Below are 14,933 nucleotides of genomic sequence, written 5' to 3'. Positions count from 1 at the left end.
CCTCTAGCAAACGCTTTTATGCCCTTTTGCGACGCAAAGCCACACAACTAAGACCAAGACCTAACAGGCTCAGTGAGCTTGGCTCTGGCACGGCCACAGCCGTCACCTCAACATCGTCCCAACCTCGTACCGCCGTCGAAACATCACGGTGACTTTCCAAATTGATATAAAGCGACTTCCCCGCATCTGCTAGCGTGCCAACATAAGTCACCTCATATTGATTCCAGCCATTCTGAGCTGCCTGCCCCGTCCCACTTGCATTGCTAGCAACTTGATCCGGCGTGTTGTACGCCGAACTCGCCCCACCACTATGTGTCACTGGTGCCACCGGCAATGCCGTGCTGAAATACGACCTAGAAAGCGCATATGAAGACCCAACATTCGTCCCCCAAACACTAAAGGTATAACTAGTCCCCTCGACAATTGTCGCCACCAAATGCGAATAAATCGCCGACCTCCCTCCATTCAGAAACTGCCCACTCGCAGTCCGAGTCGTGACAGTACTTCCACCAGAACTATCGCCATTCGCCCGTACCCCACGCGAACTGTGATCCCCGATATTATTGGCATCCGTGTAGACCCACGCCCCTGGAGATTGCTCCCCCACACTATAAGAGTCAAAATTCTCAACAAAAATAGTAGAAGCATCAGCCTGAGCCATCCAGCCCAAGCCAACTACAGCCAGTGATCGTAAAATTTGGGGATTCATAACCCCTAAAGTATTCAAAGCCTTACCTCCCCCCACAAGAATGGATTGCCTCACGTGTTCCATATAAGAAACACGCCGTTCCCATCCCTTATACCGTGACAGATAACACCCTCCTGATTTAGATAACACCCTCCTGATTTATTAAAAATAGCCCGATCCAATGCGAAGCGCTATTAGCCCAGAGGAATCTATGCTGAAAAGATACTCAGTCTCCCACTGTAATGTCCTATGGAAAATAGCCCAGATGGCATAAACCCCACCAAGCAACTCGACTTAGCCCCCAATATTAAACTAGGTATAGCCACCCACGCACACCCAATAACGATGATGATCCGATCCCTTATCCTCACTGCCCTCTGCCTCTGCTCATCCCTCCAAGCTGCAGAACGCCCTAACATTCTATTTATTCTCGCCGACGACATGGGCTTCGGTGATCTAGGCTGCTACGGCTCCAGCCAAATCAAAACTCCTGCCCTCGACGCCCTCGCCGCAAATGGGGTCAAATTTACCGATGGCTACGTCTCCGCCCCCGTCTGCGCACCCTCACGTGCAGGCCTTCTCACCGGCCGCTACCAACAAAGATTCGGCTTCGAACATAACCTCCACTCCCCTCATTACCTCAAACCTGAAAAAGCTGGCATTCCCCTCGATGAAACCACTGTCGCACAACGCCTCAAAAACCTCGGCTATCGCACCGGTCTCATCGGCAAATGGCATGTCGGATCCTACCTCCCAGAACACCACCCAAACGCTCGCGGCTTCGACTTCTTCTTCGGTATGCTAGGCGGCGGCCACACCTACTGGCCCACACTTAAAAAAAATAGCCTCCTCAGAAACCGTGAGAAAATCAGCGAAATCCGCACCCCTTACCTCACCGATTGGTTCTCACGTGAAGCTGAAGACTTCATCACTCAGGACTCACAAAATCCCTGGTTCCTCTTCCTTTCCTACAACACCCCCCACACCCCCATGCAGGCAAAAGAGGAAGACCTCAAAGCCTATTCCCATATCTCCCCAAAACGCCGGCAAATCTACTGCGCCATGCAAAAGTGCATGGATGACAATATCGCTCAAATTATCTCCAAACTAAAAGCTACCAAACAGCTCGAAAACACCCTCATCGTTTTCTGCAGTGACAATGGTGGCAGTGTCACCGCAAGCTCAGCAATCAATGCCCCACTCAATGGCATGAAAGGCTGCTTCCTCGAGGGCGGAATCCGTGTACCCATGATCATGCACTGGCCCGCAGGACTAAAACCAGGACAAACCTACTCCCATCCAGTCATCACCCTCGACTTCACCCCCACATTCGTCCACCTCGCAGGCGGTAAGGTAGAGGAAGAAATCGTCGGATCTGGTAAACGTGCCTACAAAAAAACACGCGATGGCGTCAACCTCATCCCCTTCCTCCAAGGACAAAAACAAGGCTCACCCCACCAAGCCCTCTTCTGGCGTATGGCAATCCGCGGCTCCGCCGTCCGCAGCGGCCAATGGAAACTCATCCAAACCCCTCACCACCCAACTATGCTCTTCGATCTATCTAACGATCTAGCAGAACAACATAACCTCGCACCCTCCATGCCTGAAAAGGTCGCCGAACTCACCAATCTCTACGCCGATTGGGCAGAAAGCCTCAAAGCAAACCCCATGTGGATCTCAGATAACTTCTGGTCCGCATATAATAAAAAGCTCTACGACATCGACTACGACCTAACACAACCCACCGGGAATACCACCAAACACTAAGTTCCACCCCACGCTCTAAAGCCAAGGGCTTTTTACAGCTCTTGGCTTTGAGGTATCCCACCCAAGTAACGACACACACTGGGGATTAGATACCAGACCGTTTCTCTCTAGGCGGTGTGGACAAATGGGTTTGCTGGGCGATGAAAGATGATTTGTTGACTAGCAAGGCGGTGATTTTTCATCCCATTTTCATCCTCTTCGCACTCTGAAGCAATGTGTCCATATCGCCTAACGCTTCTACTTGCTGAAGCTCACCTTGCTCTTGGTCAAAGTCGGCCAGTACACTAGCTTGACTTCAACCTCACCTTTGAGATTCCCGATGTTGAATGTTTTGGATTTTCCACTCCACGAACTCCCCTGCTGGTCGAGTTCCTTCCCGTTCTGAGTCACTTTGATCTCCTTGATCTTCTCTATCTCTCCCACCACTGTTACCCCCTCACCACCAAACATGCTCTTAGACTTGCCTGCATTCACCTTGTAAGGTCCCATCTCCAATGCTTTGTCCCCGACCTTAAGCTTCTGAGTCACTGTCTTCGTCTCCTTGCCTGTGAAGACCACCACTGAGCCCTCCGCCTTCACCGCATCCACCTTGCCTAAAAAATCTCCCTTCTTGTGAATGGAAAAACTCCCTTGAGTCCCATCATCCCCCACCTTAGGAAATGGCCCTAACTCCCATCCATCAGCCTCCAATGATTCCTTGTCAAAGCTGATCATATTCTCGCCTGTGACAAAAAAATGAAGCGTCACCCCGTATGCATACCCCATCGGCTTTACCTGAAAATCAGCTCCCTCCGGGACGCCTGCTGCCGCCGTGACACTCACAAGCTTTGCTGATTGCGCGACACTTACGGACGCTAATGAGGCTGCCACAATTGAAGTAGTTAGAAAAGTTTTGAACATGCGTCTGTTATACCCAGCACCCACCCACCCAGCCATTATAAAATACCGTTACAATCCTCATCACTACTCTGTACCCCTCCCACCTACACCCCCAAAGTACCAATTTTCAGCGCCCAAGGACTTAAATTCACAAGACTGCATGATCGACACACACTCCCACCACCGCCATCTTGATAGGACCCTCCATCAGATTTAGAGCCCCATAATTAGGATGAAAGAAGAGAGTCCCGCCAACACACCCAGCGAAAACCAAAATGTCTCAGGCTTAGAACGCCACGGCTACGGACTCGGAGACCTTGCCTCTAATCTCTACTTTCAAATGTTTAACATGTTCCTCCTCTACTACTACACCGATGTGTTCGGTATTGGAGCCGCAGTCGTAGCAAACATCTTCCTTTTCTCCCGCTTCTTTGACGCCATCAATGACCCACTCATGGGGATCATCGCCGACCGTACTCGCACGCGTTGGGGTTCATTCCGTCCCTACATCCTCTGGTTCGCTATCCCCTTCGGCATCACCGGCTACCTCATGTTCTACTCACCTCAGTTGAGTGGTAATGCAAAAATTGCCTACGCCGCCGTCACCTACGTCCTCTGTGGAATGGCGTACACCGCCGTAAATATCCCCTACTCAGGCCTCATGGCTGTCATTTCAAAATCCGCAAGCCAACGCGCCCGTGTCTCCGCCACCCGCTTCATCTACGCCTTCCTTGGTGGATTTGTCATCGTCCAGTTCCTCCCCTCCCTCAAAAATGCCTTCGGCTCAGGTGACGAAATCCTCGGCTTCCGCTATACCATGGCACTCTTCGCCATCATTGCCACCATCCTCTTCTTCATCACCTTCCTCACAACCAAAGAACGCATCAAACCTGACCCTCAACAACAATCCCGCTCAGATATTCTCGCTTCACTGAAAATCCTATTCACCGAACGCCCCTACCTCGTTCTCGTCCTCGCAGGGCTTCTCAACCTCACTGCTGTCGCTATCAAAAATGCTTCTAACATATACTACTTCAAGTACATCGCTGGCAATGCCGATGAAGTCGCTAGCTTCGGTGGCGGCGGGTGGATAGCCATGATCCTCGGCGTCATGTTCACCGGTGTCCTCATCAAGTTCTTTGAAAAACGACAACTCATTATCTGGCTCACAATCCTCGGAGGTATCGGGATGGCCGCCCCATTCTGGATCGACCCCAGCGCCCGTATCTCAAACCCTGGACTCTCTACGGGCCCCTTCTCTCTCTTCGGACTCCAACTCAATAATATCGAGTTTATCCCAGAAAATGCCCGCTGGATCTACCTGATTAATCTCATCGGCTCCTTCGCAGCTGGCCCTCCCGTCGCTCTCGTCTGGTCCATGTACACCGACGTTGCATCCTATATCGATTGGAAACATAAACGCCGTATCGCAGGACTCGTCGTCTCGGCTGCTGTCTTCTCTCAAAAATTCGGCCAAGCAATTGGTGGATGGTTCGCCGCTTCCCTCCTCGCTGCCTTCGGCTTCCAAGCGAACCAAACTCAAGGCGAAGACGCTAAACTCGCCATCCTGCTTCTCTTCTCCATCGTCCCCGGCACCCTCATTATCATCCAAGGTGCCCTCATCTTCTTCTACCCCCTCAATGCCAAACGACTTCACACCATCGAGTCCGACCTCGCTCAGCGCAACACCTAAGCAACACTCTAACTACCGATCTAACCCTTGTCTTTGAACAAAGGAGACCGGTACACATTGCGGTACTCTTGCGGCGACATGCCAATCTCCCGGTTGAATGCATGACTCAAATTTGAGCTGTTTGAATACCCACACTCCATCGCAATTGCGTCGATCTTAATGTCCGTCTGAGATAAACAATTCTTCGCATAGTCTAGGCGAATCCGCCGCAACACAGCCGCGGGTGAATCATTCAAATGCCGCTTGAATGCCTTCTCCAATCCACGCTTAGACACCCCCGAGTACTCATACACGTCCTCAAGCACCAAACCGTTCTTAAACTCCCGGCGCATCAACTCCAAGGCCTTAGCCACCGCTGGGTGCGTCACTGCCAAAGCTTCCGTGCTCCGGCGATTCACTATCGACTTGATTGGCACCGTCACAGGCTCCGCCTCGTTGTCAATTTCCCCGTCCATCAACCTCCCCAATTGCTCCGCCGCTGCATAACCAAGCTCCGTCAAATTACTATCGATACTCGATAAAGGAACCACCGCACACTCACATAAAAAATCAATGTTATCGACCCCCAGCACGGCAATCTCATCCGGTACCGAAATCCCCGCATTCGTACATACTTCCACCAGCGTCACCCCCAAATTGTCCTGCCCAGTAAACACCGCTAACGGACGCGGTAAATCCTTTATCTGATCCACCATCGACTGCACATGCATCTCCCAGTCCCGCATCACATCAATACTCGGCTGGTTGATAATATGGATCCCCTCCTCTGGAACATCCGCAGCCTTCAATGTCTCAATAAAGGCATCCTTACGCACCTGGTTGATCGCCACACTCTCCCACGAATAATAGGCAAAATTCCGATAACCTCGCTCTAAAAAGTGACGCGCTGCCCTCCTCCCAATCTGATCATTGTCCACCGTCACCCTCGGAATCGGTGTCGGTAACACATTCCGCGTGATGTCCACTTTAGGCATGTCTAAGGATAAAATAAAATCCCCCAAAGTTTCCCCATAACACGTGATCGCCCCATCCCCCTTCCACTTCGTCGGTACTGTTCTATCAGAAAATAAATACGGAGATAAATGCCAATTATGTTCAGCACAATACTGCGCTATCCCCCTGTATACCCGATGGTCATACCAATCAAATGCCACTAAAATACTCTTCGATGCTTTTGCGGCTGGCTTCTGGGTCTCCATACTCTTAATCTAACCATTGCCCCTCTGCCTAGCAAGATTCAATCCTGTCAATCGGGCGCATTTTCACTACCCGCATGATAAAAAAGCACTACTTTCTCCCCCTACACAGCTCCCAATCATCGTGCTAGTCTCATGGACTTCTATGCCTACTATGCCCAATTTCACCCAGCTCCTCACCACCCTCTGCATCGCTGCAAACCTCTCCTCAGCTAGCCATGCCACCCAAGCCACTGTCCATTTCAACTCCCAGGAGAAACTCTCCAGCCCATCAAAGCACAGGCTCCTCGGCAGTAACCTCGGACTTTGGTTCACCGATGCCGAAATCGAGAAACTCAACGCCAGCCAGTTCCTCAAACAATGGGCCCCAGCTACCATCCGATTCCCCGGTGGCTCGTGGTCAGATGAAATATACTGGAATGGCAATGGCGTGCGCTCCGGTGACCAATTCGATACCTCAAAACGAAACGGTGACTTCTGGCAAGTCGACTACTCAGACTGGAAACCCGGCTTCCGTATCAACCACGACCGAAGCCTCCACGAATTCCACGGCCACACCACCCTCCCCAAACTCCACCAGTTCGCAGTGGATAATAAACTCGAAGCTATCGTCACCGTCAACGCAGGTACCGGCACCCCAAAAATGGCCGCAGAATGGGTCCGCTGGGCCAATAAAAAAATGGGCTATAAGGTCAAATATTGGGAAGTCGGTAACGAACTCGAAGGTGAATGGGAAGCCGGACACATCCGCCCAGATGGCTCAAAAATGGATGCTAAAAAATACACCGCCATCTACCTCGAATTCGCCAAAGCCATGAAAGCTGTCGACCCCAACATCAAAGTTGGTGGTCCCACAAACTCTAACGATTCCATCGTTTTCACAGAGGAACTTATCAAACAAGCTGGTGAACACATCGATTTTGTCTCCTACCACACCTACTCAGTAGATGCCAAAATCACCGACACCGAAGCCATCTTCAAAGGGACAGAAAGAGTCAAACCCACCGTCGAGCTCATCCGATCATGGCTCAAAAAACACCAGCCAAATCGCGCCGACTCCATCGAAATAGGCATCACCGAGTGGCACCTCCAAGTGCATGAAAACCAAAACACTTGTAACCTCCTCAGCGGCCTTTGGAGTGCTCGGTTTATCGGTGAAATGTTCCGTGCCAATGTCGACTTCGCCAACCAATGGGACCTCTTCTCCACCGCGCATTCTGGTGGCCACGGGCTCTTCCAAAAAGGGGGACCACTCGTGCCTCGCGCCAGCTACTGGGCCATGTGGCTCTGGGGAAGCCAACTCGGTGACACCCTCATCACATCCTCAGTCACTGGTTCAAAACACCTCAAGTCATACGCCACTTTGCACAATGACAAACCCGCCATCCTTCTCATCAACCAATCTCCAACAGAATCTATCACCACCACTGTCAAACCACACGCCCCCCAGTGGAAATCTGGAGAAAGAGTCGAATTCTCCCACAGGAATTACCTATGGAACCCCTACGAGAAAAAGCCCGAATGGACACAGAAACCACTCAGCTCTGGCTTCGACACTGCCCGACCCATCACACTCCCCCCATTCTCAGCAACCGTCCTCCGCTTCGGTGAAAAAAGTATCCCAAAACCCTCTCCCCAACAAACACCCACGCCTGACATCTTCCTCCCAAAGTCACACCCTTCTGACCTCCCTCTCACCACAAAAGTATTCCTCAGAGACGGCGCCTCCCCCTACCTAGGAAAACCTACAACTCTCAAGGTCAGGCTTCACGGTCCAGCAACCCTCTCAGCCACATCTCTCCCAATGCAGATGCCCGTCAGTGACCTCACCATCACACCCACAGGTGCTGGCCCCGTCACCCTAACACTCACCTGCGCAGATCAATCCACACAACATACCTTCACCCTCAAGAAGGTGGCCCTCACACCCAAAGTCATCTGGAGCTTTGGAAACGATGCCGATGTCAAAGTCGCCACCGGAAACCTACCCACCCGCCGCAATGGTGAGGCCCGTCGCAATGAAGATGTCCTCGAAGTCACCATGCAAAACCTCCGCCCAACAAAAGGCAACGACCTCGCCGTCGAAATTAACCCACTCAAACTCCCCTTCCCCAAAAAGAAAATTGGCGGCATCTGCGCAAAAATAAAAGCCAGCCCAAACCTGCTCCAAGCCCCTAAAGGTGCAGCTATCCAAGTCGTGATCCAAAGCGAGGGTAACCACTGGATGGTGCTCAAAGAAATCCCCATCCATTCCCTCACTACTAATTGGTCGGACATCCATATCACTACCGAAAAACAACAAGAACTTGAAGCCATGGCCCTCAGCTACGCCCTCGTTTTCAAAATCAAATCCCCAAAACCTATCACCGGTAAACTCTTCATCGATGACCTCGGCTTTATCATCCGTAACTAAATCACCCATCCACATGCGCTCACTCATCCTTCTCGCCACCCTCTGCTCCACGCTCGCTGCAGCTCAAAAACCTAACATCCTCTTCGTCCTTATCGATGATATGGGTGCCGTCGACTACGCCGCTGCTGGAAGTAAACTCTATGACACCCCACACATCGACCAACTCGCTAAAGAGGGTGTCACCTTCAACCACGCCTATAGCTCACACCCCCGCTGCCTACCATCACGCTACTCCATCTTCTCCGGCCGCATCCCCGGACGCGATGGCGTCCCCGGCTTCCAAGACCGCAAAGCCTCCAAACACGCCCTCCCACTCGAACGCGTAACTTGGGGAGAAATCCTCCGAGATAACGGCTACTCCACTGGCTACATCGGAAAATGGCACCTCGGTAAAGATGGCGGTGAACCAGATAAACAAGGATTCACCGATAGTAGAATCGCCAATGCCGCTGGCGCCCCCCCTTCATACTTCTATCCCTACCACGTCGCCAGACAGGGTTCCTCAAAAGAACAATTCATGCTCATTGATGGTGAAAAGGATGAATACCTAACAGATAGACTCACCGCCGAGGCTCTCGACTTCATCGATAAAAATAAAGACCAGCCCTTCGCCCTCGTCCTCGCCCACTACGCTGTCCATACACCCATCGAAGCACCAGAAGCTGAAACCAAAGCCTACAAAAAGAAGCTTAAGTCGATGAACCTCCCAATCGGCACCGGCAGAAAAGACCAAGATATCGTCACCGTCGGAAATGGTTCAACAAAAACTCTCCAAAACCATCCCACATACGCCGCCATGGTCACCAGCGTCGATGCCAGCCTCGGCCAACTCCGTAGCAAACTCGCTGAGCTCAAACTCGACCAAAACACACTCATCATCTTTACCTCCGATCACGGCGGACTCTCCACTCGCTCAAAAGACAATAACCGTGAACTCGCCACCAGTAACCTCCCCTTCCGCTGCGGAAAAGGTTGGCTCTACGAGGGTGGCATTCGGGTCCCGCATATCGTCAGCTGGCCAGGAACTATCCAACCCGCCAACTCTAACACCCAAACACTCGGTGCCGACCACTACCCCACTATTCTAGAACTCACCGGCTGCAAACTCCCTGAAAACCTCGCAATTGATGGTATCAGCTATGCTCCAGCCCTGCGTGGCATCTCAACCACCCGCCCCCCCCTCTTCTTCCACTCACCACTAGGACGCCCCACACAAACGGGAGACCACCCCGCATCAGCCATCATCCAAAACCAGTGGAAACTCTTCGAACACCACATCTCAGGAAAACTCGAACTCTATGACCTCTCTAAAGACCCGGGCGAAACCACTAACCTAGCTGCTCAAGAACCCGAAAAACTCCAATCACTCCACGCTCTTCTCAAAGCCAACAAAGCAACCCTCGGCACCAAACAACGCTCACACTAATCACCTACCTAACCATTTTTTCTATGAAAGCATTTCTCCAAACGCTCCTTCTCACACTCACCAGCCTCGAACTATCACTCGCTGCTGAAAAACCTAACATCCTCTTCATTGCCGTTGATGACCTCAAGCCTGCCCTCAGCTGCTACGGTGACCCCATCGCCAAGACACCTAACTTCGATAGGCTCGCAAAACGAGGCGTCACCTTCACCAACAGCCACTGCAACCAAGCCGTCTGCGGCCCCTCCCGTGCTAGTCTCATGACCGGACTCCGCCCCGACCGAACCAAAGTCCACGACCTAAAAACAATCACACGCGAGGTCACCCCCTGGATTACCACTCTCCCCCAACAACTCAAACAACACGGCTACACCACCGCAGGCACAGGCAAAATCTATGACCCCCGTAGCGTCGATAAAAAGCTCGATGCCCCTTCCTGGTCACTCCCCTTCAGACTCCACAACCTAGACTACAACCCAAAATACCCCGAACCCGTCCTCGGAGCCTATCACGGTGCCCCACAACGCAAAGCCTTCGAAACCATGCAAGCCAATGGCCTAAAAGGTTATGGCCCAATGTATGCTGAACTCAAAAAACAAAAACTAAACTCCGTCACCGAATCCGAAAACGTCCCAGATGACGCCTACACGGATGGAGCCATCCGTAAACAAGGTATCCAGTTCATGCAGCAACTCGCTGCAAAAAAACAACCCTTCTTCCTCGCAGTCGGATTTAAAAAACCACACCTCCCCTTCATCGCTCCAAAAAAATATTGGGACATGTACGACCCCAAACAACTCCCCCTCGCAAGCTTCCAGCAATTTGCAAAAAATGCCCCCAAATTCGCCTACCATTCCTCACCAGAACTGCGCAGCTACGCTGGCCCACCCTCTTCAGGGCCCGTCCCAAATGACCAACAACGCCACCTCATCCACGGCTACTACGCCTGCGTCTCCTTTATCGATGCCCAACTCGGTCTCCTCCTCGATGAACTAGACCGCCTCAAACTTAGCGACAACACCATCGTTGTGCTCTGGGGTGACCACGGCTGGCACCTCGGTGACCACGGACTCTGGTGCAAACACACTAACTACGAACAATCCACACGCTCACCACTCATTATCGCTGGCCCAGGTATCCAAAAAAATAAACAATCAAACGCTCCAACAGAATTCGTCGATATCTTCCCCACACTCTGTGACCTCACTCACACTCCTGTCCCTAATAACCTCGATGGGGTCTCATTCCTTCCCATCTTGAATGGTTCAAAAGATGCTGTCCGAGAATTCGCTATGAGCCAATTCCCCCGTGGAAATGCCATGGGCTACGCCCTCCGTGACTCCCAATTCCGCTACATCGCCTGGCCTAAAAATACCACTGATGGCACCCCAGTCTCCGATGTCTCTAACCGAAAAGGTGAAGAGCTGTACGACTACGCCACAGACCCGCTCGAAACAAAAAATATCGCCAAAGAGGAAACCCAACGCGCACGCGTCAAAGCCTTCAGAGAGAAGCTCAACAAAACTCTCGCCGAGCAAGCCAAACGCATTGCCCTAGAACCAAAATCCTAACTCATCTTAACATGCTCTCATTGCGCTCAGCCTTCATCGCCCTCTTCGGCGCCTTCAACTTCTCTGCCTTAGCCACCGAAAAGCCTAACGTGCTCTTCATCGTGGTCGATGACCTCAAGCCTTACCTCGCCTGCTACGGTGACCCAGTTGCCATCACCCCAAATTTTGACCGACTAGCCAAACAAGGCACCCTCTTCACAAAAGCCTATTCTAACCAAGCTGTCTGCGGCCCCTCTCGCTGCAGTACCTTCACAAGCTTGCGCCCAGATCGGACACGCGTCCACGACCTTAAAACAGATTTCCTCGCCGAATCTCCATGGGTCGTCAGCCTCCCTGAACACCTCCGTAACCACGGCTACTCCACCGCAGGCTCCGGTAAACTCTTCCATGGAGGTAAGTCCGACAAGATCATGAACCAACGCGCCTGGCACGCGCTTGTCGATGAAGCCCAACTCCCCTTTAACCCCAATTACCCAAAACCTGCAAAACACTACCAAAACCCTAAAAGCCAAGCCGCCTATCAAGCCGCCCTCGCCAATGGGAAAAAAGGTTTCTTCGCTCTCACAAAAGCACTCAAAGACGCCAACGCTAACCCCTCAACAGAATGCCTTAATATCCCAGATGATGCCTACATCGATGGCGCTATCACTAAACAGTCCATCCAGTTCATTCATCAACTATCTAACTCAAGTAAACCCTTCTTCATTGCTGTGGGATTTAAAAAACCACACCTCGCATTCACCGCTCCCAAAAAATATTGGGACCTCTATGACCCAAACTCACTCAAACTAGCCACCTACCAAAAAGCCCCAAAAGGTGCCCCAAAGTATGCCGCACACACCTGGGGAGAGCTCAAAGCCTACTCGGACATCCAAGCCGACACTCCCGTCCCACCCAATAAACAACGCGAACTCATCCACGGCTACTACGCATGCGTCTCCTACATCGATGCACAAATCGGAAAACTCCTAGATACCCTAGAAGCCAAAAACCTCACACAAAACACACTGATTGTTCTCTGGAGTGATCACGGCTGGCACCTCGGCGACCATGGACTCTGGTGCAAACACTCAAACTATGAACAAGCCACACGCTCAGTCCTCATGTTCAGCGGCCCAGGGGTGAAAACCAACCAACAAATCCATAACCCAGTCGAGTTGATCGATATCTTCCCAACCGTCTGCGAACTCACTCAGACACCCCAACTCCCCAACCTAGATGGCATTTCATTAAGCCCTAGCCTCAATGACCCAAATCATCAATCACGTCGCTTCGCCATCAGCCAATACCCACGCCACATCACCATGGGGTACGCACTCCGTGATAACAACTATCGCTACGTCGCTTGGCTCAAAAACCCCAACCCCAAGACCCCACTCACTCAACTCGAAAATATCCGTGACGAAGAACTCTATAAATTGAGCTCAGACCCGCTCGAAACCACCAACCTCGCACTCCATGCCGAACAACAAGCCCGCATCACCTCCTTCCGTGACGCCCTCAATACCCACCTCAAACAACAAGCCTCACGCCCACAAACTCTCAAACCCTGACGCTTAATCACAACTCATGTGATTATATTCGACCAGCTCTGCCATTCCTCTCTCTCCCCCCTCGCCCTATACTGCTCCCTATCACCCTCACTCATCCGCACCTCAACGACTTCTATGACCACACGCCTTCTCAATCCCGCGCGCCTCATCACTCTGCTCCTCCTTCCCCTCACCTCTCTTGCCGAGGAAGTGAAGCGTCCTAACATCCTTTTTCTCATCACCGATGATCAATTCAAACACCACATGAATTGGATGCCCGAAGGTAAAGGTAAAAACCTCACACCACATACTGACGCCCTAGCTGCCTCATCCACCATCCTCGACCGCCAGTTTGTCACCTCTCCCGTCTGCACCCCCAGTCGCTTCGCATCACTCACCGGCCTCTACCCCAGCCGCTCAAAAGCCTCTGACTTCCTCGACCGACAAAAGGAATTAGACGGACAAGCCTCAGTCGAATGGAACACCTTCATCACCAAGGGCATGCCAAGCCTTCCCAAAATGCTGCGTGACTCAGGCTACCGCACAGGCATCGTTGGTAAAAATCACGTCGTCGAAGTCCCCGATATGGAAAAACCTGAGTGGCTCGCAAAAGCGGACGACCCAGACATGCTCGCCCTCCTCAAACGTAACGGCCAAAAACAACGCGCCGCCCTCCAGGAAGCCGGCTTCGATTACTCAGAAAGTCTCTACTACGATAACCCTGACTTCATCGGAGTCAAAGCTCTCGCCTCCCATAACCTCGATTGGATCGCTCAAGGAGCACTCGACTTCCTCCAAAAAAAGGATGAACGCCCATTCTTCCTCTACTGCGCTGTCACTATCCCACACGGCCCCGGAGAAGCTTCACGATCCTGGAATGCCGACCCCCGCATCACTGCCGAAGGACTCCTCGATCAGCCCCTCAACATCATGCCAGCACGCAACACCATCCCAAAACGCCTACGCCAAGCTGGCCTCAAAGACAATGCCCGCGCAAACCTCCTCTGGCTAGATGACATGGTCGGCGCCCTCGTCAAACAACTCAGAGACTCAGGTGAACTCAACAATACCATCATCCTTTACTTCAATGACCACGGCCAAAAAGCGAAAGGCACTATCTACAACGGCGGCGTGCACTCCGAGGCCTTTATCAAACGCCCCGGTGGCTTTCCCGTAGGACCCCGTACTGACATTCCCGTCTCAAATATCGATTTCACACCGACATTGTTAGAATGCGCTGGCGTCTCCTACACCCCCTCTCAATTTGACGGAAAATCCTTCCTCCCCATGCTCGAAGCTAAAGAAAAACAAGTTCACGATGCCCTCTACTTCGAACTCGGGTTCGTCCGTGGCATCATCAAGGACAACCTAAAATACATCGCACTTCGCTACCCCCAATCCGCAGAAAATATGCCACTCGCTAAACGCAAACGCATCCTCGAACGCTTCAATAAAAACCAACAACGCCGTGGCCGACCCGTCTATACCGATGACCCCATGGCCCCATTCAGCCACGTCCAACTCATCCCCGGTGGTGGAGACGCCGAACACAAATCCCTCACCCTCTACCCAGCCTTCTATGACAATGACCAACTCTACGATCTATCAAAAGATCCTAACGAGCAAGTCAACCTCGTCAATGACCCAGAGTACGCAGCCCAATACAAAGACCTCAAAGACTCCCTGCGCTCACACCTTGCACAAATGCCCGGAACCTTCGGCGAACTAAAACCCACTAAGTAAGCCCCCACTTTTACCTCACCCACCCACT

The 14,933-nt window shown here is 52.0% G+C and carries 10 protein-coding genes; 7 read left to right on the top strand and 3 right to left on the bottom strand.

Annotation, left to right across the window (positions count from 1 at the left end):
- Positions 1-16 precede the first annotated feature (16 nt).
- Positions 17-709 carry a PEP-CTERM sorting domain-containing protein gene (locus ACFSW8_RS11835; protein WP_377178318.1) on the bottom strand — a complete coding sequence of 231 codons (693 nt, stop codon included), beginning with the start codon at positions 707-709 and terminating at the stop codon, positions 17-19.
- Positions 710-1,033: 324 nt separating this feature from the next.
- On the opposite strand from ACFSW8_RS11835, the gene ACFSW8_RS11830 reads away from it, so the two are divergent.
- The gene (locus ACFSW8_RS11830; protein ID WP_377178316.1) at positions 1,034-2,455 is read left to right on the top strand and encodes a sulfatase family protein; all 1,422 of its coding nucleotides are present in this window, start codon (positions 1,034-1,036) and stop codon (positions 2,453-2,455) included.
- Between the two features lie 237 nt (positions 2,456-2,692).
- Here ACFSW8_RS11830 and ACFSW8_RS11825 read toward each other — a convergent pair whose 3' ends face one another.
- Positions 2,693-3,325, bottom strand: a complete 633-nt coding sequence (locus ACFSW8_RS11825; protein ID WP_377087594.1) for a hypothetical protein — start codon at positions 3,323-3,325, stop codon at positions 2,693-2,695.
- Positions 3,326-3,566: 241 nt separating this feature from the next.
- On the opposite strand from ACFSW8_RS11825, the gene ACFSW8_RS11820 reads away from it, so the two are divergent.
- A complete protein-coding gene (locus ACFSW8_RS11820; RefSeq protein ID WP_377087598.1) occupies positions 3,567-5,027 on the top strand; it encodes an MFS transporter in 1,461 nt (486 codons plus the stop codon).
- A gap of 20 nt (positions 5,028-5,047) precedes the next feature.
- Here the strand turns inward: ACFSW8_RS11820 and ACFSW8_RS11815 are convergent, their stop codons facing one another.
- Positions 5,048-6,226, bottom strand: a complete 1,179-nt coding sequence (locus ACFSW8_RS11815) for an AraC family transcriptional regulator (protein ID WP_377087600.1) — start codon at positions 6,224-6,226, stop codon at positions 5,048-5,050.
- Between the two features lie 151 nt (positions 6,227-6,377).
- On the opposite strand from ACFSW8_RS11815, the gene ACFSW8_RS11810 reads away from it, so the two are divergent.
- The 5 genes from ACFSW8_RS11810 (at position 6,378) to ACFSW8_RS11790 (ending at position 14,905) form a co-directional block, all read left to right on the top strand.
- Positions 6,378-8,636 carry a GH39 family glycosyl hydrolase gene (locus ACFSW8_RS11810; protein WP_377178314.1) on the top strand — a complete coding sequence of 753 codons (2,259 nt, stop codon included), beginning with the start codon at positions 6,378-6,380 and terminating at the stop codon, positions 8,634-8,636.
- Between the two features lie 13 nt (positions 8,637-8,649).
- Positions 8,650-10,062, top strand: a complete 1,413-nt coding sequence (locus ACFSW8_RS11805; protein ID WP_377178312.1) for a sulfatase — start codon at positions 8,650-8,652, stop codon at positions 10,060-10,062.
- A gap of 23 nt (positions 10,063-10,085) precedes the next feature.
- Positions 10,086-11,630, top strand: coding sequence for a sulfatase (locus ACFSW8_RS11800; RefSeq protein WP_377087604.1), 1,545 nt, complete (start codon positions 10,086-10,088; stop codon positions 11,628-11,630).
- Positions 11,631-11,641: 11 nt separating this feature from the next.
- On the top strand, positions 11,642-13,183 hold the full coding sequence (locus tag ACFSW8_RS11795; RefSeq protein WP_377087606.1) for a sulfatase: 1,542 nt from the start codon (positions 11,642-11,644) through the stop codon (positions 13,181-13,183).
- A gap of 114 nt (positions 13,184-13,297) precedes the next feature.
- Positions 13,298-14,905: a sulfatase family protein gene (locus ACFSW8_RS11790; RefSeq protein WP_377178310.1), complete on the top strand. Its 1,608-nt coding sequence runs from the start codon at positions 13,298-13,300 to the stop codon at positions 14,903-14,905.
- Positions 14,906-14,933: the final 28 nt, after the last annotated feature.

Source organism: Rubritalea tangerina, from assembly GCF_042683245.1.
GTDB lineage: Bacteria > Verrucomicrobiota > Verrucomicrobiia > Verrucomicrobiales > Akkermansiaceae > Rubritalea > Rubritalea tangerina.
The sequence above is the reverse complement of the archived record's forward strand: the minus strand, read 5'-3'. Positions and strand labels throughout refer to the sequence as shown.

Bases quoted from the DNA above. Each gene is read 5' to 3' on its own strand.
- ACFSW8_RS11790 (WP_377178310.1), top strand. From the start codon at position 13,298: ATGACCACACGCCTTCTCAATCCCGCGCGCCTCATCACTCTGCTCCTC.
- ACFSW8_RS11835 (WP_377178318.1), bottom strand. From the start codon at position 709: ATGAATCCCCAAATTTTACGATCACTGGCTGTAGTTGGCTTGGGCTGG.
- ACFSW8_RS11795 (WP_377087606.1), top strand. From the start codon at position 11,642: ATGCTCTCATTGCGCTCAGCCTTCATCGCCCTCTTCGGCGCCTTCAAC.
- ACFSW8_RS11820 (WP_377087598.1), top strand. From the start codon at position 3,567: ATGAAAGAAGAGAGTCCCGCCAACACACCCAGCGAAAACCAAAATGTC.
- ACFSW8_RS11800 (WP_377087604.1), top strand. From the start codon at position 10,086: ATGAAAGCATTTCTCCAAACGCTCCTTCTCACACTCACCAGCCTCGAA.
- ACFSW8_RS11810 (WP_377178314.1), top strand. From the start codon at position 6,378: ATGCCCAATTTCACCCAGCTCCTCACCACCCTCTGCATCGCTGCAAAC.
- ACFSW8_RS11805 (WP_377178312.1), top strand. From the start codon at position 8,650: ATGCGCTCACTCATCCTTCTCGCCACCCTCTGCTCCACGCTCGCTGCA.
- ACFSW8_RS11815 (WP_377087600.1), bottom strand. From the start codon at position 6,226: ATGGAGACCCAGAAGCCAGCCGCAAAAGCATCGAAGAGTATTTTAGTG.
- ACFSW8_RS11830 (WP_377178316.1), top strand. From the start codon at position 1,034: ATGATGATCCGATCCCTTATCCTCACTGCCCTCTGCCTCTGCTCATCC.